The organism is Sphingobacterium humi, from assembly GCF_009768885.1.
In the GTDB taxonomy this organism is placed as follows: Bacteria; Bacteroidota; Bacteroidia; order Sphingobacteriales; family Sphingobacteriaceae; genus Sphingobacterium; species Sphingobacterium humi.
This window is the reverse complement of the sequence record NZ_WSQA01000011.1, coordinates 1-15,493: the sequence shown is the minus strand read 5'-3', so window position 1 is coordinate 15,493 and position 15,493 is coordinate 1. Positions and strand designations below refer to the sequence as shown.

16 protein-coding genes and 1 tRNA gene are annotated in these 15,493 nt (G+C 41.8%); 13 read left to right on the top strand and 4 right to left on the bottom strand.

Annotated features, from left to right (window positions below; all coding sequences use genetic code 11):
- Nucleotides 1–7: 7 nt before the first annotated feature.
- From GQF63_RS13930 to GQF63_RS13920, 3 genes are read right to left on the bottom strand one after another with little or no spacing between them, the layout of a single operon-like run.
- Complete coding sequence (locus GQF63_RS13930; RefSeq protein ID WP_160369857.1) at nt 8–655, bottom strand: hypothetical protein; 648 nt, start codon at nt 653–655, stop codon at nt 8–10.
- On the bottom strand, nt 655–1,530 hold the full coding sequence (locus GQF63_RS13925) for an SDR family oxidoreductase (RefSeq protein WP_160369856.1): 876 nt from the start codon (nt 1,528–1,530) through the stop codon (nt 655–657). The genes GQF63_RS13930 and GQF63_RS13925 overlap by 1 nt, the downstream gene beginning before the upstream one ends.
- A gap of 3 nt (nt 1,531–1,533) precedes the next feature.
- Nucleotides 1,534–2,298 (bottom strand): enoyl-CoA hydratase/isomerase family protein, encoded by a 765-nt coding sequence (locus GQF63_RS13920; protein WP_160369855.1) that lies wholly within the window; start codon nt 2,296–2,298, stop codon nt 1,534–1,536.
- 259 nt (nt 2,299–2,557) lie between these two features.
- On the opposite strand from GQF63_RS13920, the gene purD reads away from it, so the two are divergent.
- Together purD and GQF63_RS13910 are read left to right on the top strand one after the other, a co-directional pair.
- The gene (gene purD / locus GQF63_RS13915) at nt 2,558–3,832 is read left to right on the top strand and encodes a phosphoribosylamine--glycine ligase (protein WP_160369854.1); all 1,275 of its coding nucleotides are present in this window, start codon (nt 2,558–2,560) and stop codon (nt 3,830–3,832) included.
- Between the two features lie 98 nt (nt 3,833–3,930).
- A tRNA-Glu gene (locus GQF63_RS13910) sits at nt 3,931–4,002 on the top strand.
- Nucleotides 4,003–4,106: 104 nt separating this feature from the next.
- On the opposite strand, the gene GQF63_RS19875 is transcribed toward GQF63_RS13910, so the two are convergent.
- Nucleotides 4,107–4,235, bottom strand: a complete 129-nt coding sequence (locus GQF63_RS19875; RefSeq protein WP_281346842.1) for a hypothetical protein — start codon at nt 4,233–4,235, stop codon at nt 4,107–4,109.
- Between the two features lie 734 nt (nt 4,236–4,969).
- Between GQF63_RS19875 and GQF63_RS13905 the strand changes: the two genes are divergently transcribed.
- The 11 genes from GQF63_RS13905 to GQF63_RS13855 all read left to right on the top strand — a co-directional run.
- Nucleotides 4,970–5,257, top strand: a complete 288-nt coding sequence (locus GQF63_RS13905) for an antibiotic biosynthesis monooxygenase family protein (RefSeq protein ID WP_160369853.1) — start codon at nt 4,970–4,972, stop codon at nt 5,255–5,257.
- Nucleotides 5,258–5,331: 74 nt separating this feature from the next.
- Nucleotides 5,332–5,733, top strand: coding sequence for a hypothetical protein (locus tag GQF63_RS13900; protein ID WP_160369852.1), 402 nt, complete (start codon nt 5,332–5,334; stop codon nt 5,731–5,733).
- 177 nt (nt 5,734–5,910) lie between these two features.
- Nucleotides 5,911–6,516, top strand: a complete 606-nt coding sequence (locus GQF63_RS13895) for an RNA polymerase sigma factor (RefSeq protein WP_160369851.1) — start codon at nt 5,911–5,913, stop codon at nt 6,514–6,516.
- Nucleotides 6,517–6,582: 66 nt separating this feature from the next.
- Nucleotides 6,583–7,728, top strand: a complete 1,146-nt coding sequence (locus tag GQF63_RS13890) for a FecR family protein (RefSeq protein WP_160369850.1) — start codon at nt 6,583–6,585, stop codon at nt 7,726–7,728.
- 139 nt (nt 7,729–7,867) lie between these two features.
- The gene (locus GQF63_RS13885; protein ID WP_160369849.1) at nt 7,868–8,446 is read left to right on the top strand and encodes a peptidase associated/transthyretin-like domain-containing protein; all 579 of its coding nucleotides are present in this window, start codon (nt 7,868–7,870) and stop codon (nt 8,444–8,446) included.
- A 32-nt stretch (nt 8,447–8,478) separates the two neighbouring features.
- Complete coding sequence (locus GQF63_RS13880) at nt 8,479–9,105, top strand: TlpA family protein disulfide reductase (RefSeq protein ID WP_160369848.1); 627 nt, start codon at nt 8,479–8,481, stop codon at nt 9,103–9,105.
- Nucleotides 9,105–12,224, top strand: a complete 3,120-nt coding sequence (locus GQF63_RS13875) for a SusC/RagA family TonB-linked outer membrane protein (protein ID WP_343031046.1) — start codon at nt 9,105–9,107, stop codon at nt 12,222–12,224. The genes GQF63_RS13880 and GQF63_RS13875 overlap by 1 nt, the downstream gene beginning before the upstream one ends.
- Nucleotides 12,225–12,278: 54 nt before the next feature.
- Nucleotides 12,279–13,619: a RagB/SusD family nutrient uptake outer membrane protein gene (locus GQF63_RS13870; protein WP_212592591.1), complete on the top strand. Its 1,341-nt coding sequence runs from the start codon at nt 12,279–12,281 to the stop codon at nt 13,617–13,619.
- 200 nt (nt 13,620–13,819) lie between these two features.
- Nucleotides 13,820–14,269, top strand: coding sequence for a hypothetical protein (locus tag GQF63_RS13865; RefSeq protein WP_212592590.1), 450 nt, complete (start codon nt 13,820–13,822; stop codon nt 14,267–14,269).
- A gap of 271 nt (nt 14,270–14,540) precedes the next feature.
- The gene (locus tag GQF63_RS13860; protein ID WP_160369844.1) at nt 14,541–14,894 is read left to right on the top strand and encodes an ISAon1 family transposase N-terminal region protein; all 354 of its coding nucleotides are present in this window, start codon (nt 14,541–14,543) and stop codon (nt 14,892–14,894) included.
- Nucleotides 14,887–15,493, top strand: a 607-nt coding sequence (locus GQF63_RS13855; protein WP_160369843.1) for an ISAon1 family transposase, incomplete at its 3' end; no start/stop codon positions are given. The genes GQF63_RS13860 and GQF63_RS13855, both read left to right, overlap by 8 nt.

Genomic DNA, 15,493 nt, shown 5'->3' with positions numbered 1-15,493 from the left:
TGATAATTTAAGCGTCGCAGCCACCGTATGCTCGGTCGAGCAGGGTGACATACCATGCGTTCCCAAATTGTTTGACATGGAAGATTAAGCTTTCTTCCGGTTGAGCTAAGATAACGCGGTAACTGCCATTTTCCAAGTCTGCGGTTCGTTTTTTCTGCGATTCGTCGTATTTTGACGACTCAAACTCCTCTTCATGCTTAACAATCGTTTGGAGCAATTGTGTTTGGCTGTTTGCCGTTGTATCGCAAAAGAAGCCGGTTTTATCCCATTTATCGGTGCCGCAGTCAAAACTAGGGAGCTTTTCAAAGGCCAGGACCTGGTCGTTCTGCAAACTAGGGTAGGCGTAATAGTCGGGAACAGGCTTTTTAAAGTCAAAGCTGTCGATCAGGGCAAAGGTATCAGCTACGCCCGGGCGGTAGATAATGGCCATGCCGTATTCCGGGTGGATTAGGGCATTCAGCTTTTCATTATCCTGGCTGATGTAGGCCCGCACAAAGCGGGTTATGATTTCTGAAATTTGTTGAACCTCCTCGGGCTGATCTATAGCTTCCCGTTTGCTGCTATCGGCTTGGCTCGTTGCTTTCTTATCGCTGTTATGACAGGCCGTAAACAACAAGGCGCAAACGGCTAGGGTTGCGAGCGTTTTTTTCATCATTATTTTTCGTTGTTTTTGCGAATCGTTTGTTCTATGGCGTCCCACATTTCAGAAGGGATAGCCTCCAGGCCATTTAATTGCCCTGCACCTTGCAGCCATTCGCCACCATCGATGCTGATGACTTCACCATTGATGTAGGTGGCATAGTCGGATACCAGGAAGGCGGCCAGGTTGGCGAGTTCCTGATGGTCGCCGACACGCTTTAAGGGCACGCGGTTTTTGAAATCGAATTTGGCGGCCAGTTCGCCCGGCAATAGCCTGTCCCAAGCGCCCTTGGTAGGGAAAGGTCCTGGTGCGATGGCGTTATGGCGGATGCCGTATTTGCCCCATTCTACGGCCAAGGAGCGCGTCAAAGTTAGGACACCACCTTTGGCAATGGCGGAAGGAACAACATAACCAGAGCCCGTAAAGGCATAGGTGGTGATGATATTGAGCACGCAGGCCGACTGTTTCTTCTCGATCCAGTTTTTACCAAATTCTAGGGTGCAGTTTACTGTTCCTTTTAATACGATATCGATAATGGTGGAAAAGGCATTGGCAGAGAGGCGTTCGGTAGGGGATATAAAATTTCCTGCCGCATTATTGAGCAGGATATCTACCTTTCCAAATTCTTTTTCTGCGGCCAGGCGCAGCTGATGGATTTCATCGGTATTGCGGATGTCGCAGGCTACGGGTAAAACGGGGTTTCCTGTTTTATCGTGAATTTCTTTGGCGGTAGCTTCCAAGACGGGAAGCTTGCGGCTTGTGATGACCAGGTTGGCTCCCAGTGCTGAAAAATAGCTGGCCATGGCTTTTCCTAAGCCGGTTCCTCCACCTGTTACCACAATGGTTTTGCCTTGGAGGGCGTTTGGTTGTAATGCGCCTTGTACAGTCATAGCTTATTTTTTAGTCAAGTTATCAATGATGGTTTGTAGAATAGAACGGGTAGAAGGTGCCCACCATTGTGCTAATACTTGCTGAATGGCGGCTTCTTTGGTTTCTTCAACGTTCTTCAGCAGATCCTTGCGGATGTTCAGTTTGGTGGCCTGCCAAGCTTTTTTCTCGAACTGCATATAATGCTTGGCCTTGCGTCCTGCTGCGGTTTGAATGCGGTTGAACGGCACAATATCGTCGATTAGGCCTACTTGCAGGGCTTCCTCTGGAGGCATCAACTTCCCTTCTAATAGGAAGCGATGGGCACTGGCTTTCCCGATCCAGAAGCTATAGAGTTCGAAGATGCTGCTGGGCACGATAATGCCCACAGGCACTTCGTTTAAGCCGATAATATAGTCGCCCTCGGCCATCACGCGATAGTCGCAGCAGATGGCCAACACGCAGCCTCCGGCCGGGCTATGGCCTGTAATGGCGGCGATGCTGGGTTTTGGAAATGCAGCAAGCTGATACAGCAGGTCGATAAATTTCTCCCAGAAGAGTTGAATCTGCGCCTCGTTATATTGGAAAAGGGTAATTAAATCAAGTCCGGATGTAAAAAATCCCTCTTTGCCTTGCAGTACAATGGCTTCAATGCTGGGGTCTTCTTTTTGCTGATGCAATATACGGGCGAGCTCTTCGATCATTTCCAAATGCATGGGATTGGATTTCCCACGGTCCAATTGGATATAACAGATATGGTCTGTTACCTGTGTTTTAAAGAATGATTCCATACGGTTTCGTTAATGCTATAATTATCGAAATTTACGGAAAATAATCGCTTTTACCTCAACATCGGACAGCTTTATATGGGGTTTTTACGCGATGTGGATGCCACTCAGGCTTCTATAGCTGATGGAACGGCGGCGAATTCCCTCTACGCTGTAGCTGATTCGCTGAAAAAAGGGGAGTAAGGAGGAGAAAAAGAGCGAAGAAAAGAGAAAAGATGCTTTCGAGGGGTAATTTTTGCATTTGCTTCAATATCTTTGCGATATGAATATTCTTATTATCGGATCTGGAGGTAGAGAGTCTGCCTTTGCCTATAAACTTGCTCAAAGTCCTAAACTTGATAAATTGTTCATCGCACCGGGGAATGCCGGAACAGGACAATATGGTGAAAACGTGCCACTGAAGGTTACTGATTTCAAAGGGATTGGCGAGTTTGTATTGGCAAACGATATTCAAATGGTAGTTGTTGGCCCTGAGGAACCTTTAGTAAAAGGTATTCATGATTATTTCCTGGCAGATGAGCAGTTGAAAGGAATTGCTGTTATCGGCCCACAACAAGAAGGTGCGCAGCTGGAAGGATCGAAAGACTTCTCCAAGGAGTTTATGATTCGCCATCAAGTGCCTACGGCGGCTTTCCGTTCTTTTGATAAAACGAATCTGGAAGAGGGATTGGCGTATTTGGATACGCAAAAGCTCCCGATTGTATTGAAAGCTGACGGCTTAGCCCAAGGAAAAGGGGTGTTGATCCTGGATTCCTATGAGGAAGCGAAAGCGGAATTGAAAGCCATGATTTCGGACGCAAAGTTCGGTGAAGCCAGCAATGTGGTGGTGGTTGAAGAGTTTTTGAAAGGTATTGAACTGTCGGTTTTCGTATTGACCGATGGAAAAGACCATAAAGTGTTGCCTTCGGCAAAAGATTATAAACGCATTGGAGAAGGTGATACCGGATTGAATACAGGAGGTATGGGTTCTGTGTCCCCAGTGCCATTTGCCGACCAGACCTTCTTAGATAAGGTAGAAGAGCGTATTATTAAACCAACCGTAGATGGGTTGAAAAAAGATAATATCCCCTACAAGGGCTTTATTTTTATCGGATTGATGAATGTGGAAGGCGAGCCTTATGTCATTGAATACAACGTGCGCATGGGCGATCCGGAAACGGAGTCGGTATTGCTGCGTATTGAGTCGGATTTGGTTGACTTGTTGGAAGGCGTAGCGCAAGGTAATTTAGCGGATCGCTCGTATACCGTTTCGCCAAAGACTGCCGCCACCGTGATGTTGGTGTCGGGCGGCTATCCGGGAAGCTATGAACAAGGGAAGGTGATCAGTAATATCGAAAACGTGAAAGAGTCGATCGTGTTTCATGCCGGTACGAAGCTGGTTAATGGCGAAGTGCAAACCGCCGGCGGCCGCGTGATTGCGGTTACCGCATTGGAAGAAGATCTGTTTTCTGCCCTGCAACAGGCCACTGCCGATGCCGGTAGAATCTTTTTCCAAGGAAAATACTTCAGAACTGATATCGGTTTTGATTTGATTTAAAAAATAATATTTTCAATTCCAAGGAGTTATAAAAATGCTTTGCAAAATATTTTGGAGGTATAGATAAAGCTTCTATATTTGCATCACCAAAGCAGAAAGGCCCGTTCGTCTAGGGGTTAGGACGCAAGATTTTCATTCTTGAAACAGGGGTTCGATTCCCCTACGGGCTACCGAGAGGCTTCAAAGAGAGCCAAGAGAATTCAAAAACTGCCTTTTAATGTATTTAAAGGCAGTTTTTCGTTTTATAGGTTTCGACGAAATTCACCCAAATTCGCTAAAAAGAACGGATCATGTACAAAAGTTCACGGTCTGCTATAATGTTGTTTTCACATGCCCACTCGAAGAACTCTACCGGGCTCAGCTGTAGGAAGTCATAGTTCCTGCCGTTTACCGACCTCTGCATGAACTGCATCTTCGTAAAGTCAGGGTCGAAGATGTTCACTGTGGTCCGTGCATTTCGGTCCGGAAGGTTGATATAGATCAGGACGGGTTTTACTTTCCTGCCTGTCCTGGAAAGGACGTCCATGCTTCCGGAGAGCTGGCGGTATGCCCGGCTCAGGAGCTTTGTTGATGAAGATACTTTCAGCTCGCCGATATAGGTACAGTCCCCGTCATCGATTAGGAAATCCAGTTCCCGGTACCTTGTGACATATCTCCCGCTCCTGTCGAGGCGTTCATAAGAAAGTATCCGTTTCTCCTATCCTCCCACAGGCTCCACCCATTCCCGAATGGCCGGCTCAGATAGCTCTGATATAATATCGGAGTATTCCCGTTTTCCTCTGGATTCCCTGATTCGCATATTGGCCAGCCGGGACTCCTCAACAAACTTCCCATACCCCCGGTCCGATGGATCCAGAAATGCAATGTTGCGTATCTTGGTGCGTGGATCCATAACTGGTCTGCAAATTGGTTCAAAATTATTAAGGGTGCCTTCCTAAAGTTAATGAAATTAACGGACTTAAAAAACAGTGTTTCGTAAACATTGACTAAAGAATACTTTATTGAAAATCTAGATTCTTTGAAAATAATATTGCCCACCAAACATGTGAACTTATTTATCAAAACCAAAAAAAATGGATATTTTTCACATTGTAAGCAGCCGGGATGTCCCGAATAAACTGAAAATACTTGAACTCAATGATATTAGAAGTCGCCATATTGAAAGTAAAACCCGGCCAATCGAAGGCCTTTGAAGTAGATTTTGTAAAAGCTGGACAACACATATCTTCCATTGAGGGCTATATAAAACATTCCTTGAAGCAATGTATTGAAGTAGAAAACCAATACATCCTGTTAGTCGAATGGGTTTCTGTTGAAGCGCACGAAGTCGGATTCCGTCAATCGCCACAATATCTGGAATGGAAATCATTGCTTCATCACTACTATGATCCCATTCCACAAGTGTTACACTATAAAAATATGTAGTGAAATATGGTTATTGTAGCAGATCATAAAATTAATCCGTTCTTTTGATATCGAAATTAAATAACCCATAAGTTATGAAACAAATTTACAGATTTTTATTCATAGCTATCATTGCTCTAATTCTGACCTCTTGCAAAAAAGATGAAAAAATAGCCATTGACAATCTTATCGGTAAATGGACAGTAGCAAATGATGATCCCAGAATGGCAGTCGATGGCTCCATAACCTACAGGTTCAACTCCGATATGACCTGTGTCAAGAACATCTACGATGCGCTTTCAAATAAAGAGACGTCTATTCATAGAACCTATGTGCTGAGCCATGATAAGACCTTGGTTACACTTTATGACGAGAACAAAATCTATACAGAACAGTATCGGATAATAAAATTGAATACTAAGGAAATGAAATGGGAGAACGCTTCTCCAAATGACGGTAACGAGGATAAAAGGTTGGTTCGCTCTAGCGACCAATAAATTCTAGTATGCCTGGCCCATTTTGAAACACTCGGTTTACCAATTTAAGCGAGCTAAGAAAACAACAAAAAAAATCTTGTGTTAGAGATTACAAGTTAATTAGTAGGATTGGTTAATATCAAGTAAATATGTATGTTTGATAATTAATTCATCCTTAAAGGACTAATCCAATTCTTAATGAAAGTTGTTGTAGGAAAAGCTTTAAATGACGAAGAACAGCTATTATTGCAACTGCGAAATGGTGATTACTCAGCATATCATCGATTTTATGCAATGTATGCACCAATGATAATGTCTAGACTTCGAAGGCTAGTCTTGAATAGTGATATCGCTGAAGAACTGCATCAGGAGATATTCTTTCAAATATGGAACGAAAAAGAAAAACTACCAAACCATGTTTCTTTAAAAGCTATACTTCTACACAGGGCAAAACTGCAAGCCTATAAATATTACCATCGGACCTCAAAGGATCGACAAATGCGTGCACAGTTAATAGCAGCAGCTACAGAACTTTATGATCAACTGGAAGAGCAAATCAATTTTAAAGAAACAAATGCCTTACTTATGGAAGCAATAGCCAAACTACCCAAACAGCGAAGAAAGGTATTTATAAGAATTAAGTTAGAGGGAAAATCTTACGAAGATACTGCTAAAGAGTTTGGTGTAACACCTTCGACCATAAAAGATCATATGACTCGAGCCTTTAAATTTCTGCGTGCTGAACTTGCCGATGAAAACCCAAATCTTTTTTTCCTCCTGTTGGTCTCTACGCTATTTAAATAAAAAATCATTGATGAGCCGTACTTTTTTCTTTTTATATACACTGTATAAATAAAGAGTAGTAGGATCATGTCAAACATTCAAGAGATATACCAACGATTTATAACCAGACAATGTTCGATTGATGAAGCAGAAGTCCTTATGGAGCACTTTCGTATACAAGAGAATGAAGCTGAAATCCTAAATCTGATTCAAAAAGAAATGAATAGATTGGAAGACGAGGCTATTGATTCGCAGGATAGGGTTTCAGTAGAGAGGAATTGGATACGTTTAGACAGCCGTATCAGTCGATCAAGTAGACTTCGAAGACATCAGACTTATTGGCTGGCTGGTGTTGCCTGTCTGTTGTTATTTGCAGCAGGAACTATGTTATATTTTTATAGAACTGATGCTTTTTCCTTTATGGACAATATCGGGCAGCAATATGCATTGATCAGTCCTGGAAGTAATAAAGCCACGTTGACACTTTCGGATGGTACTATCATAGCGCTTAGCGAAGAACATGATGGAATGGTGGTCGATGAGCAACTGATGTATGATGACGGATCTGCCATTTCATCGAAAAAAGTAACCTACGGAACGTTAACTACTCCTAGAGGAGGTCAGTATAGGATTACACTAGCGGATGGGACAAAAGTATGGCTAAATGCTGAATCTTCCTTAAAGTATCCTACAAAGTTTAATGCGGATGAACGTGTTGTAACTTTGGAAGGCGAAGCCTATTTTGAAGTAAAAAGCAATGCACAAAAACCTTTTATAGTATATAGTTACGGACAGCGTACAATGGTAAAAGGCACCAAATTCAATATGAGTGCATATCAGGAAGATAAAAAGATTACCACCACTTTGCTTGAAGGAGAAGTGGGAATACAGCTATTGGAAGGGATTAAATCTGGTGAAATCCTATTAAAACCTGATGAACAGGCTGTCGTATTTAATGGTCACATAACAAAGAAAAAGGTGGATGCCTATGAGGTAATTGCTTGGTCTAAGGGAAAGTTTATGTTTACTGATACTCCTCTACCAGCCATTATGAGCCAAATAGAAAGATGGTATGACGTTGAGGTGATGTATGCACAGCCTGTCAATGATATTACGTTTACTGGATCAATCTCACGGTTTGAAGATATCCAGGATGTTCTTCGTAAGCTTACACTTACAGAAGATATAGAATTTGAAATACAAGAAAGGAGGATAATGGTGAAGCGAGAATAGTATTATAGTCCTATGTCTAATCTCTCTTTTATAAGAAACCAGATTCTGTTTGCACCAGAATCCGGTTTATAAGACAGGTTTGACCAATAAATGTTACGTAACAACTAAATATTAATCATTTTTAAACCTTATCAAAGATATGAATATTAATCATCATGTCGAGGATATTTTATTGTTGATACCCCGACAGGCATTTAAGATAATTTTTATGCGGGTACAACTCATATTCCTTTTCTTACTTTTAGTATTAACGCAACTTCGGGCTACAGACCTGAAAGCACAACATTTGACGATTCACGTAAACGGGGAGACTCTTCAGCATGTACTTAAAGAAATTCGGAAACAAACTGGATATGATTTTGTGTACAATCCTGAGGTACTAAAAGTATACTCCAAAACTGTGCATATTGAAGCTGATAATATGTCAATTAAAGATCTATTAAAAAAGTTATTTGATGCCCAACCTATGTTACAGTATACGGTAGATCAGAATACGGTAATTGTAAGACCTAAAAAGAAACTCAAACCGACCACGAAGATTGAAATGAAGCAGTATCGAAATCTAGAGACTCTGGAATGGATTATCGAAGGCGTGGTGCTGGACGAGGATTCGATGGAACCAATAGAGGGCGTTACCATTTTATTAGAAGTGGTAAATTCGCAAATACACGCCCAGTCAGATAAATACGGAAAGTTTCGACTGATCATTTCGAAATAAACTGATAATCTTTTTCTTCTCAATTACCTCATATGAAATATTATATATATTTATTTACAGAAAGAAAAGTGATTTTTTTGAATTCAAAAAAATCACTTTTCTTAACTCAAATTATTTTTGCATTCTTTTTCTCTGTTTCTACACAGGCACAACTTAAGAATAAACTACCTGAGGGCCATATTGGAGCCTGTCTTTCTCTGAAAGTGGGAGATAAAGTTCCAGAAGAATTTTGGACAAAAAAGCATTTGTTTTTTTTTAGTGGTGATACTATTCGAATGGATCTTTCAAATTATAAGGGAAAGCTCTTAGTTCTGGATTTCTGGTCGACAACGTGTGCTAGCTGTATATTTCATCATAAAGAAATTGGACGTTTTCAGGAAGCCTATGAGAACGATATATCGGTAATAATGGTAAATCCACGAAACACAAAAGATAATATTGAGCGAGTCACAACTTTCTATCAAAGAAATTATACATTAAAAGACGAAAAGAAAAGGGACTTTTCAAGTATTATCTTAGATGACTATTTACAGGGAATTTTTCAATTTTCTGGCTATCCACATTACGTTTGGATAAATAAACATGGATATATTCAGACGCAGACATTCCGGAACTTCCTTGATCGAAATTACGTTGCACCTTTTATCGATATTGAATAATGAAACATTTATTTTTTACATTAATTATGTCATTATTCGCAAACCTCAGTTTTGCTAATAATGCTGCAAAACAAGCAACAAATGATAACTTCTTCGAAAAACTGATACAAGTAGATACATTGGATTCCATAACCTTGAAGTTTTCACATCTTGGATACATTCCAAAAAGAATAAAAATTAAGAATACGACAAAAATAGTCTCAGTATATTTAAAGGCTAAAAAACAAAAGCTAGAAGAAGTGGAAGTAATCTATACCGGATATCAGTCCCTTCCAAAAGAACGAAGCACGGGAAGCTACGTGACCCTAAAGCGTGAGGATCTGGAAACAAGGGTTTCTACCAATATTATGCAACGTTTAGAAGGGCTTGCTCCCGGGTTATTTCAGGATAAACGAGGGGGAGACCAACTTTACCGCTTCAACATTAGGGGTATCAATAGCCTGACCGCAGGCATGATGGGGCCGCTGATCATTCTTGACAATTTCCCATTTGAAGGATCATTGGACATGATTAATCCTGAGGAAATCGAAAATGTAACGGTCCTTCGGGATGCTGCCGCTTCGTCGATATGGGGAGCAAGGGCAGGAAACGGGGTCATCGTCCTAACGACAAAAAAAGCAGGCCGCAATGGCCTAAAAATTGAAGCTAGCGCCAATACGGTAATAACGGCTAAACCCGACCTCTTTTACAGACAGACCATGAGTTCCGAAGAATTTATCGCGGTTGAAAAATTCCTATTTGAAAAAGGGCATTATAATTCTGCGCTGAAAAATGTCAATAACAGAACCATCGTTTTTTCGCCTGTGGTACAGATGCTCGACAATATAAGGAAAGGACAGATAAGTGAGACGGACGGAGAAAGTTTTATCCGGAATCTTTCCGGTAATGATTACAGAAAGCAGCTCAGTGAAAGACTGTATAGAAATTCCATTCAGCAACAGCTTAATTTCTCCATATCCTCCGGAAGCCAAGCCTTCAGCAACCGGCTGTCAGTCGGGGCCAATCTAAGTAAGGGTGAGAAATTGGGGACATCAAACAATAGGCTGAATGTGAGCAACCAATCCTCTTTTCAGGTTTCCCAAAAATTGGGAATACAGACCAATATATCCTACGTCTACCTCAATGACAACACACGTCCGGGCATCCCATCATATCCCATGAATCCGGGAGGTGGGAAGACATCTTTATATCCATATGCCCTCCTTGAGGATCGCAATGGAAATCCACTTGCCATTCCAAATGGATATAATATGAACTATGTCGACACTATTGGCAACGGCCGGCTACTTGACTGGATGTACTTGCTGGTGGAAGACTGGAAACATTCTGAAGGAAATTCCCCAACAAACCATCTTTCTGGAAATGTGTCCGCAGGTTACGAGCCCATAAAAGGGCTCCGATTTACCCTGGATTATAGTATCGAAAGACAGATAGGCAATAGCAATATATACTATGACGAGAAGAGCTATTTTGCCAGGGACCTGGTCAACCGCTTTACCATCCTGACAGATGAGGGGATCATCCGGAACCTACCCAAAGGAGGGATCCAGAACCGGACACACGCCCAATTGACAGCACAAAGGGGACGAATTGGTGCTGCGTTCAATCATGTATATGATGGTGGTCATGCGGTCAATATATTATTGGGCAGCGAGATAAGCGATTCCAAAAGTAGCTCAAATAGTTATGGGTATTATGGCTACAATAAGAATACCGGACAGGTCGGAACCGTGGACTATACGAAATCTTATCCCATTTTATTGGGAGGAACAAACTATATCCCCAACAATTACGGAATCTTCGGAGGGAGGAGACGGTTTGTTTCCTTTTTTGGAAATGGCTCCTACGAATATCGGGGCAAATACACCCTTTCCCTATCTGCGAGAAGGGATGCGTCAAATCAGTTCGGGGTCAGGACAAATGACCTCTGGAAGCCGCTATGGTCGGCAGGCCTGATGTGGAACTTAAAGAACGAGGACTTTATGAAAAACAGCCCGCTTATTTCGTCGGCAAAATTTAGGATAACATATGGTAGTTCGGGTAATTCGGGAGGTAATGTTAGCGGACAGCCTGTCCTTAGCTACTCGGCCGTAAAAGATTACTGGACCGGCCAGAGCTACGCTACGGTATCGGCCCTTCCAAACGGACTGCTCAAATGGGAAACGGTCAAAACCTTGAACTTAGGTTTACAGATGGGGTTCTTAAATCATTTTGATTTCAATTTTGAATGGTTCAGAAAACATTCAAGGGACCTGATCGCTCCTGATGAAATTGACCCGACAACAGGTTTCTACAATATCAGCAGAAATGTGGGCAGTATCAAAGGCGATGGATTCGATCTGGAAATTGGTGTCCGTAATATAGGTAATCGGTTTAAATGGTCTTCCACGGTATCCCTGTCACGATCAAGGAGTATTGTAGACGAATTTCAGGGGACACTGTCAGGAACTTATTCCTATGCATCATCGGGAGGAAGGTCTTTACAGCCGATAATGGACCGGGAACTCTATCCCGTTTTTGCGTATAGGTTCGCCGGGCTCGATGCCACAAATGGGGACCCGCAGGGCATCCTGAATGGAGAAATTTCAAAAGTGTACGGCAAATTGATCACGGATTCATTACAGAATCTGCATTATTTTGGAAGTGCGCTGCCAAGGCTATTCGGAAACTTCAGGAATAACTTTACATATAAAAACTGGAACCTGTCCTTCAATATTACCTATAGGTTCGGGCATCACTTTTTTGCCGAAACGATAAAGTACGCTGCACTTTTTAACAATTGGACTACCCATAGCGATTATGGAAAGAGATGGCAGGTGCCCGGTGACGAAAAAATAACCACCGTACCGTCTATGACTTATCCGGCAAATACACAGCGGGATAACTTCTATGCGGCATCGGAAGTAAACGTCCATCCGGCCGACGTAATCCGCCTTCAGGACGTGCAGGCAAGTTACCGATTTAAAGGGCCAGTTGGTGGGATAAAGCATGTACAGTTGTATACCACCCTCTCCAATGTGGTGATACTATGGAGAGCGAACAGGATAGCCCGGGACCCGGACGTTACGGATTATCCCTTACCATTTTCGGCCTCAATTGGTTTAAGGTTGCAATTTTAAACATAAGAGTTTTTTATTATGAGATACTATTTGATACATCTTTTTTTTGCCATCATGGCATTGACCGGCTGCAAGAAATTTCTTGACGAGAAGCCCGATCTGAACAGGGTTCAGCCCAGTAGGGCCGAAGATCTGTATGCGCTACTGGATAACGCCATGGAGATAAATGGTAAATTTACTGGCTTTATAGAAATGGGATGCGATGATTATACATTAAACGCAAGTGCTTATAGTGAGCTCTCCACTTTTTATCAGGATGTATACATTTGGAAACCTGACCTGATCTATACAGTTGCAGATATAACCTTGCAGTGGCTAAATGCATACACACCAATAATGACCGCAAATGTGGTCGAAGAATCTCTTGACAGATTGGATCATATTTCTGAAACTGATAGAAAATTATTGAAAGGGAGGGCCCTTTTTGTAAAGGGGCTGGCCTATAGTGTCCTGGCACAGACATTCGCGGAACCCTTTAATGCAAAGAGCGAAAATTTAGGGAAAGGAATAGTCTGGCGTAATTCGTCCGATCCCAATGAGAAATCGATCCGGCTAAATGTGGGCCAGAGCTATGAAAGAATCATTGCATTGCTTGAAGAAGCGGCCCAGCTTTTGCCGGAATCGGCATCGGACAGTACCAAGCCATCAAAAGAAGCATGCTACGCATTACTGTCGAGGATTTATCTTTGGATGCAGGACTATGAGCGGTCACTTTATTATTCAGAATTGGCACTGGCACTAAACAATCATCTGATAGATTATTCAAAGGTGGATGGTTCGCCTCTTTTTCCCTTTACCGCCATGAACGAGGAAACCCTATATTTTGCCTACTGTAATGGCTCAATGACGACCCTCCAGAATACCGCTGACGTTTCAGAAGAGTTATATGATTCTTATGAGGAAGATGACCTAAGAAAAACACTCTATTTCTATGAGAAATCGCCCGGTCAAATAGGATTCAGGGGACATTACATGGGGATGGATTTCGGTAGCTTTGTTGGACCAACGGTCGCAGAGCTCTATCTTATTAAAGCCGAATGTCAGGTCCGTCTGGGCAATACCGACCAGGGAATGGTGACAATGGGAATCCTGCTTGAAAATAGGTGGCGAAAAAAAGCAGACGGGGCCTCTTCTTTGGATTTGCCCAGCTTTTCTATCGGGGAAGATGCATTGCGCTATATACTTAAGGAAAGGCGGAAGGAATTGGTATTCCGAGGAGCCAGGTGGGCTGATCTGCGCAGGTTGAACCTGGATGAAAGATTTGCCATCACGATTGAAAGGTCTATTGATATGGACGGTAAGGCTGTAAAATACACGCTCCCTCCAAATGATAGACGGTATACGTATCCGATACCGAAGGAGGTGGAGGAAAAGTTGGGAAGTAATGAGAAATAACAGGGAGTAAATTTAAATGATGTCTCGTATGTTTGTATCAAACATAGGAGACATTTTTTGTTTTTAGATTTGATGTATCATTTCAAGAACAATTTGAAACATTTCAAAATCTTGGATTTACTCTCAATTACGGTGTAGACATCTCTGATATCAATCGTTGGCAAAATGGACACAAAGATTTTGAAGACCGGCCGTATAGTTTGATGTACCAAACATTGGGACAGACAATAGAAAGAGAGCCTTGGACATCGATAACGGATAAATGCTGGAACTTTGATCTCGAGACAATTGAGAAGAATGGTGACTATATCGACATAATGCGACATATTTCCAGAATTTCAAACGGAGAGTTAATATTTGATAACCTTAAAGATTATGTCGATATAGAAGGGGGAAAAGCTTGGACCTCTTTTAATTGTCATGGCGATAGCTATAAATGGTCACTGAAAGTGGACGGAGAATGGGTTGATGTAGAATTATTTGACAAAGTTCAACTTTTGGCACAGAAGTACCAAACCAAAGGTCGGCTTACCACTTTTGACACCGGTGGGCAAGATTTCGTTCTTGGATTTTATAGTAAAGAAGAGCTTGAATCCATAAAGCAAAAAACCGGCCTTGAAATAGTTTTGGTTGGATCCAAAGGTCAATAGATCGGTGTATTGTGCAGAAAGTTCACTTAAGAACCTCAAAAAGAACCCCGAATAAAAAAAATATATGTTATTGTCACAAATAAGCAATATTTTAAATCCCCCTACGGGCTACTTAAGGAGACACGATGTACAGGTTGTCTCCTTTTTTTATGCCAATAAAATCTGTGCCCAAACTGTTAAGATCGGATCATGTACAAAAGTTGGATCAAGCAGAATTCTTGGGGGGAATAGTAAAAATTTCCTGGTTTAGCATCATTAAAACCGAAATCCCTTGCAAGACGCCGAACGTAAATTACTATCCTTATTGATGCCCGAAGGGCTTTTAGAATACTTTGAGATTTTAGTAGTAAATCAGGTTGACAATCAACTGCATATTTATTTAGATGAACTCAATATCTCTCCATCTGGTTATGAAAATAGAAAGGTTGAATCCATTGGGTTTATGCCTTCCACCGAAATTTCAGACTTTCCGATTCGAGGACAGAAAGCTACGCTTCACATAAGGCGTCGTCGTTGGACGGTTTTAGATACCGGACAGATTGTTACAAAAGATTGGAACCTAGTACGTGAGGGTGCTCGACTGACTACAGAATTCGGGCTTTTTTTAAAGAAGATATTTGGATAATCATCCTGTAAGTGCTCATCTGGAGGGTTTATTCTTTCAGATGGATGGCAAACAACTGCAGGATCAATACAAGAATCACCTAAGTGATTTTCATGATTGGGATCAAAAACCCCATGCCGAAAATTGGATATTATATCCAGATAATATAACTGAGCACTTAAGTATTGATGAAACAAGCTTTAGCAATGGCGAGCTTTATACCATTGTCAGTAGTAAATCAGCCAAAGGTAGAAAAGGAACCATTCTAGCCGTTATCAAAGGAACAAAATACGAAGACATCATTCGTGTTCTAGAACGAATTCCAATCCGAGCTAGAAACAAAGTAAAGGAGGTGACAATGGATATGGCCCCCAATATGGCTAAAGCCATCACAAGATGTTTTAGAAACGCCAGGAGAGTAATTGCTCGGTTTCATGTTCAAAAGTTAGCATTCGATGCTGTCCAGGAACTTCGAATCCAATATCGTTGGGAAGGGCTTGATAATGAAAGTCAAAACATAAAGGATGCTAGAGAACAAGGTGAACACTACGAACCTGAGGTGTTATCCAACGGAGATACCGTGAAGCAGTTATTAGCAAGATCTAGACATCTATTGTTTA